Origin of the sequence: Aquabacterium soli (assembly GCF_003933735.1) — a bacterium.
In the GTDB taxonomy this organism is placed as follows: Bacteria; Pseudomonadota; Gammaproteobacteria; order Burkholderiales; family Burkholderiaceae_C; genus Aquabacterium; species Aquabacterium soli.
On record NZ_RSED01000002.1, the window covers coordinates 126,629 to 142,062 of the forward strand.

Annotated in this window: 16 protein-coding genes; 8 read left to right on the forward strand and 8 right to left on the reverse strand. The window is 67.1% G+C overall.

The window, feature by feature from the left end; all coding sequences use genetic code 11:
• Nucleotides 1-3: 3 nt before the first annotated feature.
• The 3 genes from kefC to EIP75_RS02805 all read right to left on the reverse strand — a co-directional run bounded on the left by kefC (nt 4) and on the right by EIP75_RS02805 (nt 2,917).
• Nucleotides 4-1,860: a glutathione-regulated potassium-efflux system protein KefC gene (gene kefC, locus EIP75_RS02795; protein WP_125241717.1), complete on the reverse strand. Its 1,857-nt coding sequence runs from the start codon at nt 1,858-1,860 to the stop codon at nt 4-6.
• Between the two features lie 5 nt (nt 1,861-1,865).
• On the reverse strand, nt 1,866-2,483 hold the full coding sequence (gene kefF / locus EIP75_RS02800) for a glutathione-regulated potassium-efflux system oxidoreductase KefF (protein WP_125241718.1): 618 nt from the start codon (nt 2,481-2,483) through the stop codon (nt 1,866-1,868).
• Nucleotides 2,484-2,563: 80 nt separating this feature from the next.
• Nucleotides 2,564-2,917: a winged helix-turn-helix transcriptional regulator gene (locus EIP75_RS02805; RefSeq protein WP_199758468.1), complete on the reverse strand. Its 354-nt coding sequence runs from the start codon at nt 2,915-2,917 to the stop codon at nt 2,564-2,566.
• Between the two features lie 91 nt (nt 2,918-3,008).
• On the opposite strand from EIP75_RS02805, the gene EIP75_RS02810 reads away from it, so the two are divergent.
• Nucleotides 3,009-3,758: an SDR family oxidoreductase gene (locus tag EIP75_RS02810; RefSeq protein ID WP_125241720.1), complete on the forward strand. Its 750-nt coding sequence runs from the start codon at nt 3,009-3,011 to the stop codon at nt 3,756-3,758.
• A 12-nt stretch (nt 3,759-3,770) separates the two neighbouring features.
• Here the strand turns inward: EIP75_RS02810 and EIP75_RS02815 are convergent, their stop codons facing one another.
• On the reverse strand, nt 3,771-4,649 hold the full coding sequence (locus tag EIP75_RS02815; protein ID WP_125241923.1) for a LysR family transcriptional regulator: 879 nt from the start codon (nt 4,647-4,649) through the stop codon (nt 3,771-3,773).
• A gap of 94 nt (nt 4,650-4,743) precedes the next feature.
• On the opposite strand from EIP75_RS02815, the gene EIP75_RS02820 reads away from it, so the two are divergent.
• The 4 genes from EIP75_RS02820 to EIP75_RS02835 all read left to right on the forward strand — a co-directional run bounded on the left by EIP75_RS02820 (nt 4,744) and on the right by EIP75_RS02835 (nt 7,365).
• Nucleotides 4,744-6,000 (forward strand): MFS transporter, encoded by a 1,257-nt coding sequence (locus EIP75_RS02820; protein ID WP_125241721.1) that lies wholly within the window; start codon nt 4,744-4,746, stop codon nt 5,998-6,000.
• Between the two features lie 18 nt (nt 6,001-6,018).
• Nucleotides 6,019-6,402: a VOC family protein gene (locus tag EIP75_RS02825; protein ID WP_125241722.1), complete on the forward strand. Its 384-nt coding sequence runs from the start codon at nt 6,019-6,021 to the stop codon at nt 6,400-6,402.
• An 84-nt stretch (nt 6,403-6,486) separates the two neighbouring features.
• Nucleotides 6,487-6,903, forward strand: a complete 417-nt coding sequence (locus EIP75_RS02830; protein ID WP_125241723.1) for a MarR family winged helix-turn-helix transcriptional regulator — start codon at nt 6,487-6,489, stop codon at nt 6,901-6,903.
• A gap of 69 nt (nt 6,904-6,972) precedes the next feature.
• Nucleotides 6,973-7,365: a tautomerase family protein gene (locus tag EIP75_RS02835; protein WP_125241724.1), complete on the forward strand. Its 393-nt coding sequence runs from the start codon at nt 6,973-6,975 to the stop codon at nt 7,363-7,365.
• Between the two features lie 26 nt (nt 7,366-7,391).
• On the opposite strand, the gene arfB is transcribed toward EIP75_RS02835, so the two are convergent.
• Nucleotides 7,392-7,811 (reverse strand): alternative ribosome rescue aminoacyl-tRNA hydrolase ArfB, encoded by a 420-nt coding sequence (arfB, locus tag EIP75_RS02840; RefSeq protein WP_125241725.1) that lies wholly within the window; start codon nt 7,809-7,811, stop codon nt 7,392-7,394.
• A 201-nt stretch (nt 7,812-8,012) separates the two neighbouring features.
• Between arfB and EIP75_RS02845 the strand changes: the two genes are divergently transcribed.
• On the forward strand, nt 8,013-8,564 hold the full coding sequence (locus EIP75_RS02845) for an NADPH-dependent FMN reductase (RefSeq protein WP_125241726.1): 552 nt from the start codon (nt 8,013-8,015) through the stop codon (nt 8,562-8,564).
• A gap of 6 nt (nt 8,565-8,570) precedes the next feature.
• Here EIP75_RS02845 and EIP75_RS02850 read toward each other — a convergent pair whose 3' ends face one another.
• Entirely contained in the window at nt 8,571-10,151 is a 1,581-nt protein-coding gene (locus EIP75_RS02850; protein WP_125241727.1) for a methyl-accepting chemotaxis protein, read from the reverse strand.
• Nucleotides 10,152-10,426: 275 nt separating this feature from the next.
• Between EIP75_RS02850 and EIP75_RS02855 the strand changes: the two genes are divergently transcribed.
• On the forward strand, nt 10,427-11,893 hold the full coding sequence (locus EIP75_RS02855; protein ID WP_125241728.1) for a PAS domain-containing sensor histidine kinase: 1,467 nt from the start codon (nt 10,427-10,429) through the stop codon (nt 11,891-11,893).
• Nucleotides 11,890-12,714 carry a response regulator gene (locus tag EIP75_RS24025; protein ID WP_158622723.1) on the forward strand — a complete coding sequence of 275 codons (825 nt, stop codon included), beginning with the start codon at nt 11,890-11,892 and terminating at the stop codon, nt 12,712-12,714. Before EIP75_RS02855 ends, EIP75_RS24025 begins: the two co-directional genes overlap by 4 nt.
• Here EIP75_RS24025 and EIP75_RS02865 read toward each other — a convergent pair.
• Nucleotides 12,708-14,345 carry an ABC transporter ATP-binding protein gene (locus tag EIP75_RS02865; RefSeq protein WP_125241729.1) on the reverse strand — a complete coding sequence of 546 codons (1,638 nt, stop codon included), beginning with the start codon at nt 14,343-14,345 and terminating at the stop codon, nt 12,708-12,710. The two genes, EIP75_RS24025 and EIP75_RS02865, sit on opposite strands and share 7 nt — an antisense overlap.
• Nucleotides 14,342-15,424, reverse strand: a complete 1,083-nt coding sequence (locus EIP75_RS02870) for an ABC transporter permease (RefSeq protein ID WP_420797139.1) — start codon at nt 15,422-15,424, stop codon at nt 14,342-14,344. Before EIP75_RS02870 ends, EIP75_RS02865 begins: the two co-directional genes overlap by 4 nt.
• Between the last annotated feature and the right edge of the window lie 10 nt (nt 15,425-15,434).

Sequence of the window (15,434 nt, forward strand, 5' to 3'; positions counted from 1 at the left end):
ACCTCAAGCGGCGGGTGGGGTTGGATCGCCGGGCTTGTCGGCATCGGCATCCCAGTTGTGGCGGCGCTGCTCCTGTCGGGCCTGCGCGCGCTCCTGCGCAAACAGCTCTTCCAACTGCTGGCGGCCCTGCTTGGCCATGGACATCAGCATGCTTTCGTCCTTGTGATGGGGCCACATGCGCTCGAGCTGAGACACGGAATGCCGGCGAAAGCGCACCGCCAGCTGGCGCGCCTGGTGGGGATGCCAGCCCAGCAGCTCCAGCACGCTGCGGCCGCTCATCAAGGCCGCGTCCAGCGTCTCGCGTTCGACCAGCGTCACGCCACGGTCGCGCAGCGCGTACCAGTGCTGCACGTTGCGGGCGCGCGCCACGATGCTCAAGCCAGGGAAGTGCTCGCGTGCGATGTCCACCAGCTTGAGGCTCTGCTCCACATCGTCGATGGCCACCACCATCACCTTGGCCGACGCCGCACCGGCGATGCGCAACAGGTCCAGCCGCGTGGCATCGCCGTAGTGCACCCGGAAGCCGAAGCGACGCAACGCGACCACCTGCTCGGCATCGTGGTCCAGCACGGTGGCTTTGATCCCGTTGGCGTAGAGCAGGCGGCCTACCACCTGGCCGTAGCGCCCGAAGCCGGCGATGATGATGGGCGCCTCCTGCGCTTCAGACAGCGCATGCTGGGCGGCCTGGGCATCGCCACCCGCCGCTTCCAGCCGGGGCCCCCACCGATCGACCAGCACCAGCAGCAAGGGCGTGACCAGCATCGACAAGGCCACGGTGCCGATCAGGATGGAGGTGATGGCCGGGCTGAGCAATTGCTCACCGGCCGCCTGCTGGAACACCACGAAGGCGAACTCACCCCCCTGGGCCAGCAGCAAGGTGAACACCGGGCGCTCGCCTGCGGGCACGCCCACCGAGCGGCCCAGCAACCAGATCACCAGGGCCTTGACCGCCAGGAAACCGGCCAGCAGCGCGGCCACCCAGCTGGCCTGCGCCCACAAGGCCTGGAAGTCGATGGACATGCCGACCGCCATGAAGAACAGGCCCAGCAGCAAGCCCTTGAAGGGCTCGACATCGGTTTCGAGCTCGCGCTTGTATTCGCTTTCGGCCAGCAGCACACCGCCCAGGAAGGCGCCCAGCGCCATCGACAGGCCCACGGCCTGCATCAGGCTGGCCACACCCACCACCAGCGCCAGGGCAGCCGCGGTGAAGATCTCGGTGGACTGGCTGCGGGCCACCCAGCGCAGCGCATGGCGCAGCAGCAGGCGCCCCAGCACCACGATGCCCAGGATGACGCTCACGGCCTTGAGCGCCTCCAGCCAGGGGTTGCCCGCGGCTGCGGCATGGGTGCCCAGCAAGGGGATCAGCGCCAGGATGGGGATGGCGGCCACGTCCTGGAAGAGCAGGATGGCAAAGCCCGCCTGGCCGCCCGAGGTGCTCATCAGGTTGCGCTCGTGCATCACCTGCAGGGCCACCGCCGTGGACGACAAGGCCAGGCCCAGGCCGGCCACCACCGCCACCGGCCAGGGCACACCGAAGGCCAGTGCCCCACCACCCAGCGCCAGCGCACAGCCCAGCAGTTGCACGCTGCCCCAGCCGAAGATGGAGCGGCGCAAGCCCCACAGGCGCGGCGGCTCCAGCTCCAGACCGATCAGGAAGAGCATCAACACCACGCCGAACTCGGCCACGTGCAGGATGGATTCAGGGTCCTTGACCAGACCCAGGCCGAAAGGCCCGATGGCGATGCCCGCGGCCAGGTAGCCGATGATCGAGCCCAGGCCCAGCTTCTTGGCCAGGGGCACGGCGATGATGGCGGCGGCCAGGTAGACCAGGGCTGCGGCCAGCCAGTTGCTGTGTTCCATGGTGCTCAGGCTTCCTGCGGACGGTCGGTGGCCGGAACCCGGCATTCAGGGCAATCGCCCATCTCGTCGATCTCGGGCCAGGCAGGGTAGCTGCCCAGGCGTTGCCGGTACACACCGACATGGTCGGCCACCTCGGCCGCACTGGCGGCATGGGCGGCGTGCAGCACCAGCGGCGGCAGGAAGCGCAGCCCGCACAGGGCCGCCGTCTGCTCATAGGGCGGCAGGAAGGCATCGAAGAAATGCCGGTTGTAGCCCTGCGGATGGTAGGCCGAGGCAGGCCCGCCTGTGGAGAGCACCAGCCACAGATCCTTGCCGCGCAAGGCGTCACCCCCATGACCGTAGGCCCAGCCCAGGGTGAGCACCTCGTCCAGCCACAGCTTCATCAGCGGCGGCATGCTGTACCAGTGCAGGGGATGCTGCCAGACGATCAGGTCGGCCTGGGCGACCAGCGCCTGCTCGGCCTGCACATCCATGGCCAGATCCGGGTACAGGGCGTAGAGGTCGCGCACTTGCACGTTGGGCAGATCAGCCCCTGAGGCGGCCTGCATCAGCTGGCGGTTCACACGGGAATGGCGGAGATCGGGGTGGGCGACCAGGACCAGGATGTTGGGCGCGTCGGGCATGGGAAGGCGGCGGTAAGGCGAAGGCGCGGCAGGCATATGGGGAAGGACTGTAACCACAAGCGAGGCGACGTGCTTCGCCCTCAGCCGGCCTGAAGCTCGGCCGCGTGCGCTTGCATCCAGTGCGCCAGGCCGGCCAGCGGCTCGCGCAGCGTCTTGCCCAGTGCCGTGGCCTGGTACTCGACCCGGGGCGGCACTTCGGCAAACACCTGGCGCCGCACCAGGCCCCGCTGCTCGAACGCACGCAACTGCCGCGTGAGCTCCTTCTGGGTGATGGGCGCCACGGCGCGTTGCAGTTCGCTGAAGCGCACCGGCTTGTCGATCAGGATCAGGCGGTACAGGATGGGGATGGCCCACTTGCCCGAGACCAGGTCGACAAAGCGGACCATGGGACAGCGGTCAGCCACGGTGTTCTGCACGGCAGGCATGGTGTCCATGAACTCCATAAGTATCCAATCGGTGCCTACTATACTTTGGATACCAATGGATGAACAATGGGCCTTCGTCGATCACTGACAGGAGGCCGGCATGGCATCAAGACTTCAGGACAAGCACACCCTCATCACGGGCGGAACCAGCGGCATCGGCCTGGTCACGGCCCAGCGCTTTCTGGCCGAAGGCGCCAAGGTGGCCATCACCGGACGCAGCGCCAGCGCGCTGGAAGCCGCCGGGCGGGAACTGGGCGGCCAAGCCCTCTTGATCCGCAGCGATGCAGGGCAGTTGGCCGACCGCGCGCTGGCCGATCAGTTGCGGCAGCATTGGGCGCGCCTGGACGCGGTGTTTGTCAATGCCGGCGACGTGACCCACCGCTCCGTGGAGGATTGGGACGAGAGCACCTACGACCGCCTGATGGGCACCAACCTGAAAGGCCCCTTCTTCCTGCTGCAGGCCCTGCTGCCCCTGCTGGCCAACCCTTCGTCGGTGATCCTGTGCGGCTCGGTGAGCGCGCACATCGGCCTGCCGCAAAGCAGCGTGTATGCGGCCAGCAAGGCCGGCCTGCTGTCGCTGGCACGCACACTGTCGGGCGAATGGGCCGGGCGCGGCATCCGCGTCAATGGCCTGAGCCCGGGCCCCACGGCCACCTCGGCGCTGGGCAAACTGGGCCTGTCGGGTGATGATGAAGCGGCACTGAAGGCGCAGATCCGTGCGCTGGTACCCATCGGGCGCATGGGCACTCCGCTGGAGCAGGCCCAGGCGGCCGTGTTCCTGGCCTCGGACGAATCCAGCTTCGTGGTGGGTACGGAGCTGCAGGTCGATGGCGGCGTGGGCAACCTCTGAGCACCGCGCCGGTCACCCCTCGTCCAGCGCCATGAAGTTGCCGACCACGGCCCGGGTATCGTCCTGCCTGGCGACCAGGGCCAGGCGCGCGCGCGGGCCTGGTCCGTCGATGTCCGCATAGCGCACGCCGCGCACCGCCACCTGCGCAATGGAAGCGGGCACGATGGAGACCCCCAGCTCCGCCGCCACCAGGTTGACCACCGACGAGATCTGCGGGGCCTCCTGGCTGAGCTGCGGCTCGAAGCCCGCTTCGCGGCAGGCGGTCAGCACGGCGTCATACAGGCTCAGGCCCACCGCACGCGGGAACAGCACGAAGGGCTCTGACGCCAGGGCCGAGAGCCGCAGGCGCCGGCGCCGCGCCAGTGGGTGGCTGACCGGCAGCACCACCTTCATGGTCTCGTCGCCAAAGCGCCGCAGGCGCAGGCCATCCAACCCCGAGGGGCCTGGGCGGATGAAGGCGGCATCCAGCGCCTGCTGGGCCAGGCCTTCGACCAGGCGGGTGGTGTTGGCCTCTTCCAGCGTGAGGCGCACGTGCGGCCAGGCCCGGCGGTAGTTGCGGATCATGTTGGCCACCACCGGGTTGAAGGCGGCCGAGCCGGTGAAGCCGACCCGCAACTGCCCTGTCTCGCCACGGGAAGCGCGCAACGCCGCGGCGCGCGCGTGCTCCAGCCCGCTCATCAGCGGGCGGGCCTCGGCCTGGAAGGCCAGGCCGGCCTCTGTGAGCACCATGCCCTGCGGCGTGCGCAGGAACAGCGCCGCCCCGACATCGCGCTCGAGCTCCTTGATCTGCTGGCTCAGTGGCGGCTGGCTGATGCCCAGCCTGGCGGCAGCCCGGGTGACGTTCAACTCTTCCGCCACCGCCAGGAAATAGCGCAGGTGCCTCAACTCGATGGCCATACTCAAAACATATGAAGTAGGCCTTTAAAATATATTGGACGGATGGCAAGGTCAAGCCGATACTGGCGGCCTGAAAGAGGTTGTGACGATGTCTGCGAGCAAGCCATCCCCCTCCGGCTGGGCTTTGCCGGGCTCCCGCACCTACTGGCGCATCAACATCGCGCTGTTCCTGGCGGGGTTTTCCACGTTCTCATTGCTGTACTGCGTGCAGCCCCTGCTGCCGCAGTTCGCGCAGCAGTTCCACGTGAGCCCGGCCGCCAGTTCGCTGACGTTGTCGCTGTCCACCGGCTGCCTGGCCGTGGCCATCCTGTGTGCCGGCGCCCTGGCCGAAGGGCGGGACCGCCGGCTGGTGATGTTCGGCTCGATGACCCTGGCCGCCCTGTGCAACCTGGCCGCAGCCCTGCTGCCCGACTGGCATGGGCTGCTGCTGGCACGCGCACTGGCCGGCCTGAGCCTGGGCGGCGTGCCCGCCGTGGCCATGGCCTACCTGGCCGAAGAGATCGACCCGCGCGGCCTGGGCCTGTCCATCGGACTGTACGTGAGCGGCACCGCCTTTGGTGGCATGGCCGGCCGCGTGCTGACCAGCATCATCGCGGATGTGTCGTCGTGGCACATGGCCATGGGCTCCCTGAGTGTGCTGTGCCTGGTTGCCGCGGCAGGCTTCGCGCTGCTGCTGCCTCCCTCGCGCCACGCCGTCAGGCGCCAGGGCTTGCCCTTGGCAGAGCACCTGCGCATCTGGCAAAGGCAACTGCGTGATCCGCACCTGCCCTTGCTGTTCGCGACCGGATTCCTGTGCATGGGCGTGTTCGTCACGGTCTACAACTATGCGGGCTTTCGCCTGATGGCCCCGCCCTTTGACCTCAGCCCCACGCAGATCGGGTTGATCTTCTGCGCCTATGTGTTCGGCATCGCGTCGTCATCGCTGGCCGGCGGCATGGCGGACCGGTTGGGCCAGGCACCGGTGCTGGTGGCGGGCGTGCTGACCACGGCCGCCGGGGTGCTGCTGAGCCTGCTGCCCAACCTGGCAGGGGCCATCGGCGGCATCGTGCTGCTGACCATCGGCTTCTTCATGGCCCATTCGGTGGCCAGTGGCTGGGTGGGGCGCATGGCCGGGGCCCACAAGGGCCATGCGGCCTCGCTGTACCTGCTGGCCTACTACGTGGGCTCCAGCGTGCTGGGCTCGGTGGGCGGCTGGTTCTGGGAGCACGGCGGCTGGGGCGCTGTGTGCGCCTTCGCGCTGGGCGCCCTGGCCATCATGCTGGCCTGCGCACTGCGGTTGCGTGCGGGCGCGCGCCAAGCCGGCTCGCCTGCCCCAGGGCAGGCCACAGCGCCGACACAAGCTTGATCCCCAAGGACACGAACCATGCTCATCGACCACCTGGACCATCTGGTACTCACCGTTGCCGACATCCCGCGCACCTGCGACTTCTACCAGCGCGTGCTGGGCATGTCGGTGGTGAGCTTCAAGGGCGGGCGCAAGGCCCTGGCGTTCGGGCAGCAGAAGATCAACCTGCACCAGCAGGGCCAGGAATTCGAGCCCAAGGCACGGCGCCCCACCCCTGGCTCCGCCGACCTGTGCTTCATCGCGGCCACGCCGCTGGACGAGGTGGTGGCCGAACTGCAGGCGCTGGGCGTGCCCATTGAGGAAGGCCCCGTCGAGCGCACAGGCGCGACGGGGCCGATCCGGTCGGTCTACGTCCGCGACCCGGACGACAACCTGGTCGAGATCTCCAACCTGATCACCTAGCCTGGCCAGCATGGGCCCCGTGCGGTGAATGGGTAACGCGCCAATGTAGTTGCATAGCGAATCAATTGGCGCTACATTGGCGCCATGTTCGATCAATGCCTCTACTTCAACACCGCGGCCCTGGCCCGCCGGCTCGACAAGGAGTGGACCGAGGCCTTCGCGCCCTTCGATCTCACGCCGCCACAGGCCTTCATGCTGCGCGCCCTCCTGGACCAGCCCGGCTTGCTGCAACGCGAGCTGTCCAGCGCCTTGTCGATCTCCCGCTCCACCGCCACGCGCGCGCTGGATCATCTGGAAACCAAGGGGCATGTCGAGCGTCAGAAGGCCGGCAGCGATGGCCGCGAGGTGGCCATCTTCCCGACGCCGCAGGCCATGCGCATCAAGACCGCACTGAACGAAGCCAGCGGCGTGGTGACCGCCCGCCTCAAGAAGGTGCTGGGCGGACAACGCTTCACAGACACCGTCGACCAGATCAAGGGCGTGCGCTCGGCCCTGGAATGAGCGGGAAAGCCCATGCGGCTTCTTTTTTCAATCCACATAGTTGCATAGCAAATTACCTGAAAGGCCACCATGCCCATCCTCCACGTCAAAGTCAGCGCCGAACGTTCACCTGAGCTGTCGCGCCGCATCGCCGATCTGCTGCTGGCGCTGACCAGCCGCATCCTGCGCAAGGACCCGAAGGTCACGGCCATCGCCATCGACTATGTGCACCGCGACGACTGGATCGTGGGCGGACGCAGCCTGGCCGAGCAGGGCAAGCACAGTGTCTACTTCGACATCAGGATCACCGACGAGACCAACACCAAGGCCGAGAAGGCTCAGTACATCCGCGAGGCCTTCGATGGCTTTGCCGCGCTGCTGGGTGACCTGCACGAAGAGAGCTACATCCACGTGCAGGACGTCCGGGCCGCCGCCTACGGTTATGGGGGCCGCACGCAGGAATGGCGCTACCAGCACGCTTGATCAACCGCCCCCCGCGAGCGGCCCCGTCAGTCCCCGCCCGACACCCTGCCCCGCAGCTGCTTGACGCCCGAGCGGGTCGCCTTGCCCTCCAGGCGCCGCCGCTTCGAGGCCAGCGTGGGCCGTGTGGGCCGGCGCTTCTTGGGGGTGACGGCCACGCTGTCGACCAGGGCCTGCAGGCGCTCGATGGCTTCTGCGCGGTTGCGCTCCAGGCTGCGGCTGGTCTGCGCCTTGATCACCACCACGCCGTCGGCCGTGATGCGCTGGTCATTCAGGGCCAGCAGGCGCTCCTTGATGTGCTCTGGCAATGACGAAGCCTGGATCGAGAAACGCAGGTGCACCGCGTTGGACACCTTGTTGACGTTCTGCCCGCCCGCGCCCTGGGCACGGATGGCCGAGAACTCGATCTCGTCTTCGACCAGGGTGATGAGGGGGGCGGCAGAGGGCATGGCGGTGCAGAGCGGAAGAACCGTCACTGTAGTGCCAAGTGGTGGCCGCCCGAGCAGCTTTTCATCCCTGTGTGGCCTGAGGCTTTGAAGGGCATCGAAAGCGCTGCCGACCTCAGCCCTTATAGTGAACCCGCCCCCGCCAAGATGCGATGAAGACGCGGTCAGACGTCGATGGTTCGTCCACTTTTCCTGGAGATTCGAATGGCCCAGTACCAGATCGCCGTGGTCGTCGGCAGCCTACGCCGCGACTCATTCAACCGCCAGTTCGCGCATGCACTGGTGAAACTTGCCCCGCCGGAGTTCTCGTTCAAGTTCGTGGAGATCGGCGATCTGCCGCTGTACAACCAGGACGACGACGGCTCGCCGGCCGAGTCGGTCAAGCGGCTCAAGGGCGAGATCAGTGCCGCGCAGGGCCTGATCTTCGTGACGCCCGAGTACAACCGCTCCATCCCCGGCGTGCTCAAGAACGCGCTGGACCATGCCTCGCGCCCGTATGGCCAGAGTGTCTGGAAAGGCAAGCCTGCCGGCGTGATCGGTGTGTCGATCGGCGCCATCGGCACGGCACTGGCGCAGCAGCATCTGCGCAACATCCTGGCCTACCTGGACGTGCCCACCCTGGGGGCGCCCGAAGCCTTCATCCAGCACAAGGATGGCCTGATCGATGCCAATGGTCAGATCGGCGAGGCCAGCAAGCAGTTCGTTCAGGGCTGGGTGGACCAGTACGTGGCCTGGGTCAAGCGCCACACGGGCTGATCCCCGTCAATGGGCAGGGGCTTCGAGCTGGTAGCCGGCAGAACCCGGTGACAGACGGAACTGCGACACCACCTGGGCCAACTGCGCCGCCTGGTGTTGCAGGCTTTCGGCCGCTGCGGCGGATTCTTCCACCAGTGCCGCGTTCTGCTGCGTGACCTGGTCCAGCTGGTTGACGGCATCGCCGATCTGGCCGATGCCGGTGCTCTGCTCCATGCTGGCCGAGGTGATCTCGCCGATCAGGTCGGACACGCGCTGCACCTGGCTGACCACCTTGCCCATGGTTTCGCCCGCGGTGTGCACCAGCCGCGAACCGTTCTCGACCTTCTCGACGCTCTCGCCGATCAGGCTCTTGATCTCGCGCGCCGCCTGGGCGCTGCGCTGGGCCAGCGAGCGCACCTCGCCGGCCACCACCGCAAAGCCCCTGCCCTGCTCGCCGGCACGCGCAGCTTCCACCGCGGCGTTCAGCGCCAGGATGTTGGTCTGGAAAGCGATGCCATCGATCACGCCGATGATGTCGGCCACCTTGCGTGAACTGGCCGTGATGTCTTCCATCGTGGCCACCACCTGACCCACGACAGCACCGCCATCGACCGCGACGGCCGAGGCGCTGGTGGCCAGGTGAGAGGCCTCACGCGCGGTCTCGGCGTTCTGCTTGACCGTGGCGGTGAGCTGCTCCATCGACGCAGCGGTTTCCTGCAGGTTGCTGGCCTGTTCTTCGGTGCGCTGCGACAGATCGGCATTGCCCGTGGCGATCTGGGCCGAGCCCGTGGCGATCGAATCGGAGCTGTTGCGCACCGACAGCACGATGCCTCGCAGCGAGGCCACCATGCGGCCCACCGAATCGGTGAGCTGGCCCAGCTCGTCTTTGGTGTCGGCCTGCACATGCACGCTCAGGTCGCCTGAAGCCACCGCTTCTGCGGCAGCCTGTACCCGGCGCACCGGCACCACGATGGAGCGTGTCAGCCCCCAGGCCAGCAGGCTGCCGGCCAGCACGGCCAGCACGGTGCCGATGGCCAGCGCGGTCACGCCCTGACTGGCGACGGACTTGGCCTCGTCGCGGGTGGCATCCATGAAATGGCGCTGGTATTCGGCCAGCTCTTCCACCGACGCCAGGTAGGCCTTGGCGGCCGGAAACACCTTGTCCAGCACCTCGGCGTTGACGTTCTCGCCCGCCTCCTTGCGCTTGAGCAGCGCATTGCGTTGTGTCTGGAAGGCTTCGCGCTGTGTGCTGATGACCCCGATGAGGCGGCGCGCCTCGTCGGTGGAGGCCAGCTCGTTCATGCGCTTGATGCGCTCGGTCGTGGCGCTCACGGTGCTCTTGAGCTCGTCCTTCACGCGGGCCACGGCGGCCTCGTCGGTGGCGAAGAAGAGCACCCAGGTGCGGGCCGAATTGGCCTCGATGGCGCGCGCCCAACGCTGTGTGAGGATCAGCATTTCAGCATCGACCCCGCCCAACTGGTCAGCGATCGCGTCCACGGCGCGTATCCGCTGGATACCCATGCCGGCCGTGACCAGGCTGAGCGCGATCAGGGCGGCGAAGCCCAGCGCGAGGCGCTTACCCAGTTTGAGATTCCTGAAAAAGTCCATGGCACCCTCGTTTCGTTGATGTCGTGATGAGCCAGCTCCCTTTCAGGATGCGTCGTGCCGGGCGGATGCGACCAAGGCACGGCAGAACAGCAGCCGGTACTCCGCCTTATCGGCAAGGGTTGGCGGTAACTTGACACAGCCCCGCACGACAGGGCGCGATGCCCCTGTCAGCGGGCGGGCTTATGAGGGAGAAACAGTGTCCGGATAGCCATACTGTCCCGACATGCGCCGAGTGCTGACGCAGCCCACGAAAACCCCCGGGATGGGGAAAGAACATGAACAGGGAACTCTGGATACAGCTCGTGCAGCAATCCCCGGATGCGCTCGTCGTCACGCGGACACCGCGTGAAGAGATCATGCTCTGGAACCAGCGGGCAGAAGCAGTGCTCGGCTACTCCAGCGAAGAAGCGACCGGTGCCAGCCTGCCAGATCTGATCCAGCCCTTCGGCAAGGAAAGGGCCGCCGCCATCGCGGAGGGCGGCGAAGAAAGCGTGCGGCGCTGCAAGAGCGGTATCCTCATCTACGTCAACGCGGCCACCCGGCCTCTGCTGGGCGACGACGGCGAGCCTTGGGGCACCTTGCACCGTTTCACCGACATCACCAGCCAGCGGGTGCGGCGCACGGCGCGCCATGTCGAATCACGCTACCGCGACGTGCTCGAGTCCATGCCCGACGCGATCGTGATCGTCAATGACGCCGGCCACATCATCCTGGTGAACCGTCAGCTCGAACGTCTTTTCCACTATGCGGGATTGGAACTGCTGGGCCAACCCATCGAGGTGCTGGTGCCCGAGCGCTACCACCACCGCCATACGCAACACCGGGGCAATTACCTGTCGGCACCACGCCTGCGGCCCATGGGCGCCGGCCTGGAGCTGTTCGGGCGGCGCAAGGATGGCTCCGAGTTCCCTGTGGAGATCAGCCTGAGCCCGCTGGAAACAGACGACAGCACCCTGGTCAGCGCAGCCATCCGCGACATCACAGAGCGCAAGCGCTTCGAGCAGGCGCTGCGCGAGAAGAACGACGAACTGCTGCGCGCCAACCAGGCCAAGAACCGCTTCCTGGCCACCATGAGCCACGAGCTGCGCACCCCGCTGAACGCCATCATCGGCTTCACCGGCCTGATGCTGATGAAGCTGCCGGGCCCGCTCACGCAGGATCAAGAGAAACAGCTCACGGCCGTGCAGTCCAGCGGCAAGCACCTGTTGTCCCTGATCAACGACCTGCTCGACCTGGCCAGGATCGAATCGGAGCGGGTGGAGATGTCGATCGAGCCGGTGGTGTGGCAGGACGTGGTCCATGAAGTGGTGACCGCCCTGCGGCCCGCGGCGCAGGCCAAAGGACTGGCCTTGCTGACGGACATGCCCGAGGCGCCCGTGGTCGCCCCCACGAACCGCCGCGCCCTGCACCAGATCATCATCAATCTGGCCAACAACGCCGTGAAATACACGCGCCAGGGGCAGGTCCGCATCGAGGTGACGCAGCATCAGACAGACGGGCACACGCACACCGAGGTGGCCGTGGCCGACACCGGGGTGGGCATCTCGCCGCAAGACCAGGAGCGGCTGTTCCAGGCGTTCATGCAGGTGGGCAGCGCGTCGTCCGAGATCGAAGGCACCGGCCTGGGCTTGTACCTGTGCAGCAAGCTGGCCGAACTGCTTGAAGGCCGCATCGAGCTGCAGAGCACGCAGGGTGTGGGCAGCCGCTTCTCGTTCTGCATCGACACGGAGGACCGGCCATGAACGCGCGCATCCTGGTCATCGAGGACAACCCCGTCAACATGGAGCTGATGACCTACATGCTCAAGGCATTCGGGCACGAGCCCATCCAGGCCAGGGACGGCACACTGGGGCTCGATCTGGCACGCACGAGCCAACCCGATCTGATCCTGTGCGACATCCAGATCCCCGGCCTGGACGGCTATGCCCTGGCGCAGCGGCTCAAACAGGACGACGCCCTGCGCCGGATCCCGCTGATCGCGGTGACGGCCTACGCCATGGTGGGTGACCGGGAGAAAGTGCTCGCGGCGGGTTTCGATGGGTATGTGGCCAAGCCCATCGACCCGGCGGAACTGGCCAACACCATCGCCACCATCCTGGCCCAGGCGCCACCAGGGTCCCTCGTCAAGGGCGCCACCACCCCGTCCACGGCGCGCCACCCACAGGGCGCCGCGGTGCTGGTGCTGGACGACCAGGACATCAACCTGCATTTCCAGCGCGACCTGCTCGAGCCCCTGGGGTACCGGGTGCTGACCGCGCATGAGGTGCCCGAGGCGCTGGACATGGCCGTGCGCGAGCACCCGTCGCTCATCATCTCCGACGTGGGGCTGACCGGCACCCACGGCTTTGAGTTCCTTCGCCAGGTCAAGGCCGATGCCCGCCTGCGCGAGGTGCCCTTCATGTTCCTGACCACCACACACTGGGATGCGGCCGTGCGCGACGAGGGCCTGGCGCTCGGCGCAGACCGCTTCCTGTTCAGGCCGATGGACACCAGCGCCCTGTTGGCCGAGATACGGTGCTGCCTCTCAGGGGTCCCGGGGGCGCAGGGCACCCCGGCTCACTGAACCGGCACGGGCTGCGCGGACGACAGCAAGGTGCGCGTGTAGGGATGCTGCGGTGACGCCAGCAAGGCAGCGGCCGGGCCGGCCTCGACGATGTCGCCATCCTTCATCACGATGATGTGGTGCGCCATGGCCGTCACCACCTCCACATCGTGCGTGATCAGCAGGTAGCTCAAGCCCCGCTCGCGTTGCAGGCGTTGCAGCAAGGCCAGCACCTGCTTCTGGATGGTGACGTCCAGCGCGCTCGTGGGCTCGTCGAGCACCAGCACCGCGGGCTCGACCACCAGGGCCCGCGCCAGGGCCAGGCGCTGGCGCTGGCCCCCCGAGAACTCGTGCGGGTAACGCTCCAGCAGCAGCGGGAAGGCGGATTCGGTCAGGCCCACCTCGGCCAGGGTGCTCAGCACACGCTCGCGGCGCTGGGCATCGCTCAGTTCAGGGTGGTGGATGCCCAGGCCCTCGCCCACCAGCTCGCCCACCGTCATGCGGGGCGACAGCGACGAGAACGGATCCTGGAACACCACCTGCACGACACGGCGCAGCGGCTTGTCTGCACGGGCATCCAGACGCCAGGGCTGACCCTTGACGGCAAGCTGCCCTGTGAATGGCTGCAGCCCGAGCGCGGCCAGCGCCAGCGTGGACTTGCCGGAGCCCGATTCGCCGATCACACCCAGGGTCTGACCCGCATCCAAACGCCAGTCGGCCCCCTTGACGGCCACGAACTCGCCCTGCTTGAACCAGCCCTGGATGCCCGGGCGGGGCACGGGATAGCTCACGCGCAGGCCTTTCGCCTCGATCAACGCTTGGGCCTGGGGCACGGCCTCGACCACGTCGCGCGCAGGCCGGCTGTCGAGCAGCTTGCGGGTGTAGGCGTGCTGCGGGTTGGCAAAGACCTCGGCCACGGTGCCCTGCTCCACCAGCACGCCCTGCTCCATCACGGCCACACGGTCGGCGAAGCGGCGCACGAGGTTCAGATCGTGCGTGATCATCAGCACGGCCATGCCATGGCGGCGCTGCAGATCGGCCAGCAGATCGAGGATCTGCTGGCGCAGGGTGACGTCGAGCGCCGTGGTGGGCTCGTCGGCCAGCAGCAGCTTGGGCTCGCAGGCCAGGGCCATGGCGATCATGGCGCGCTGCCGCTGCCCGCCCGACAACTGGTGCGGGAAGGCGTTGGCGCGGCGCTCGGGCTCGGGGATGCCGGTGCTGGCCAGCAGCTCGACCGCGCGCTGCCAGGCCTGGGCCCGCGACACCGCCTGGTGCAGCTCGACCACCTCGGCGATCTGGTCACCCACCGTGAACAGCGGGTTCAGCGCCGTCATGGGCTCCTGGAAGATCACGGCGACGTCCTTGCCGCGGATGCCGCGCAGTGTGCGCTCCGGCAGGGTCAGCAGCTCGCGAGGGCCATCGGGCGCCAGGTCCAGCACGGCGCTGCCGGTGGTCCAGGCCTGGGGCACCAGGCGCAGCAGGTTCAAGGCGGTGATGGTCTTGCCCGAGCCGGATTCACCCACCAGCGCCAGCTTTTCGCCCGGCTGGATGTCGAAGTTCACGCCGTGCACCACGGTCTTGCTGCCAAAGCCGATGCGCAGATCGCGCACGGACAGCAAGGGGCGGGCGCCCTGGCCGGTGTTGCCGCTCATGCGTCCATCTCCTTGCGCGGATCGAGCGCATCACGCAGGGCATCGCCCATGAAGGTCAGCAGCAGCAGGGTCGTGACCAGCACCGAGAACGTGGACAACGAGATCCACCAGGCATCCAGGTTGTTCTTGCCCTGCGCCAGCATTTCGCCCAGGCTGGGTGTGTCCGGCGGGACCCCCAGCCCCAGAAAATCGAGGGAGGTCAGCGCCAGGATGGCCGCGCTCATGCGGAAAGGCAGGAAAGTCACCACGGGCGTCATGCTGTTGGGCAGCACATGGCGCCACATGATCTGGCCGTTGCTCAGTCCGAGGGCTTTGGCCGCGCGCACGTAGTCCAGTTGGCGGTTGCGCAGGAACTCTGCTCGCACGTAGTCGGACAGCCCCATCCAGCCAAACAGGCTGAGCAAAAGCAACAACAGGCCCAGGCTGGGGTCGAACACTGCGGCGAAAATGATCAGCAGATACAACTCGGGCATGGCGCCCCAGATCTCGATCAGGCGCTGCGCGATCAGGTCGGTCTTTCCGCCATAGAAGCCTTGCAGTGCGCCGGTCAAGACACCCAGCAGCACGCCGCACACCGTCAAGGCCAGGCCGAACATCACCGAGATGCGAAAGCCATAGAGCAGCCGAGCAAAGACATCGCGTCCGCGATCGTCCGTGCCCAGCCAGTTGTCCGATGAGGGCCCCGACGGATTGGGCTCCTTGGCGAAGTAGTTGATGGTGTTGAAGTGATAGCGGTTGGGGGGGTAGATCGCGAAGTTGCCAGGCTTCTTGAACTGGGCCACGATGAACGGATCGAGGTAGTCGGTGGTGGTTTCGAAGTCGCCACCGAATTGCGTCTCGGGCACGTTCTGGAAAATGGGCGCATACCAATGGCCGTCGTAACGCGCAATGATGGGCTTGTCGTTAGACAACAGCTCGGCAAACAGGCTCAGCACCACCAGGATGCTGAAGATGATCAGGCTTGAGTAACCCAGACGGTGACGCTTGAAGCGCAGCCAGGCCCGCCGCGATGGAGACAGGGACACGGGTGCGGACACGGACGTTGGGGAAGCGGCGGACGTGGAAGCGGAGGTGGCCATGGTCATCGTC

Bases quoted from the DNA above. Each gene is read 5' to 3' on its own strand.
- EIP75_RS02845 (WP_125241726.1), top strand. From the start codon at position 8,013: ATGGCCCAGTACCAGATCGCCGTGGTCGTCGGCAGCCTACGCCGCGAC.
- EIP75_RS02825 (WP_125241722.1), top strand. From the start codon at position 6,019: ATGCTCATCGACCACCTGGACCATCTGGTACTCACCGTTGCCGACATC.
- EIP75_RS02865 (WP_125241729.1), bottom strand. From the start codon at position 14,345: ATGAGCGGCAACACCGGCCAGGGCGCCCGCCCCTTGCTGTCCGTGCGC.
- kefF (WP_125241718.1), bottom strand. From the start codon at position 2,483: ATGCCCGACGCGCCCAACATCCTGGTCCTGGTCGCCCACCCCGATCTC.
- EIP75_RS02820 (WP_125241721.1), top strand. From the start codon at position 4,744: ATGTCTGCGAGCAAGCCATCCCCCTCCGGCTGGGCTTTGCCGGGCTCC.
- EIP75_RS24025 (WP_158622723.1), top strand. From the start codon at position 11,890: ATGAACGCGCGCATCCTGGTCATCGAGGACAACCCCGTCAACATGGAG.
- EIP75_RS02850 (WP_125241727.1), bottom strand. From the start codon at position 10,151: ATGGACTTTTTCAGGAATCTCAAACTGGGTAAGCGCCTCGCGCTGGGC.
- EIP75_RS02870 (WP_420797139.1), bottom strand. From the start codon at position 15,424: ATGGCCACCTCCGCTTCCACGTCCGCCGCTTCCCCAACGTCCGTGTCC.
- EIP75_RS02810 (WP_125241720.1), top strand. From the start codon at position 3,009: ATGGCATCAAGACTTCAGGACAAGCACACCCTCATCACGGGCGGAACC.
- EIP75_RS02855 (WP_125241728.1), top strand. From the start codon at position 10,427: ATGAACAGGGAACTCTGGATACAGCTCGTGCAGCAATCCCCGGATGCG.
- kefC (WP_125241717.1), bottom strand. From the start codon at position 1,860: ATGGAACACAGCAACTGGCTGGCCGCAGCCCTGGTCTACCTGGCCGCC.
- arfB (WP_125241725.1), bottom strand. From the start codon at position 7,811: ATGCCCTCTGCCGCCCCCCTCATCACCCTGGTCGAAGACGAGATCGAG.
- EIP75_RS02835 (WP_125241724.1), top strand. From the start codon at position 6,973: ATGCCCATCCTCCACGTCAAAGTCAGCGCCGAACGTTCACCTGAGCTG.
- EIP75_RS02805 (WP_199758468.1), bottom strand. From the start codon at position 2,917: ATGGACACCATGCCTGCCGTGCAGAACACCGTGGCTGACCGCTGTCCC.
- EIP75_RS02830 (WP_125241723.1), top strand. From the start codon at position 6,487: ATGTTCGATCAATGCCTCTACTTCAACACCGCGGCCCTGGCCCGCCGG.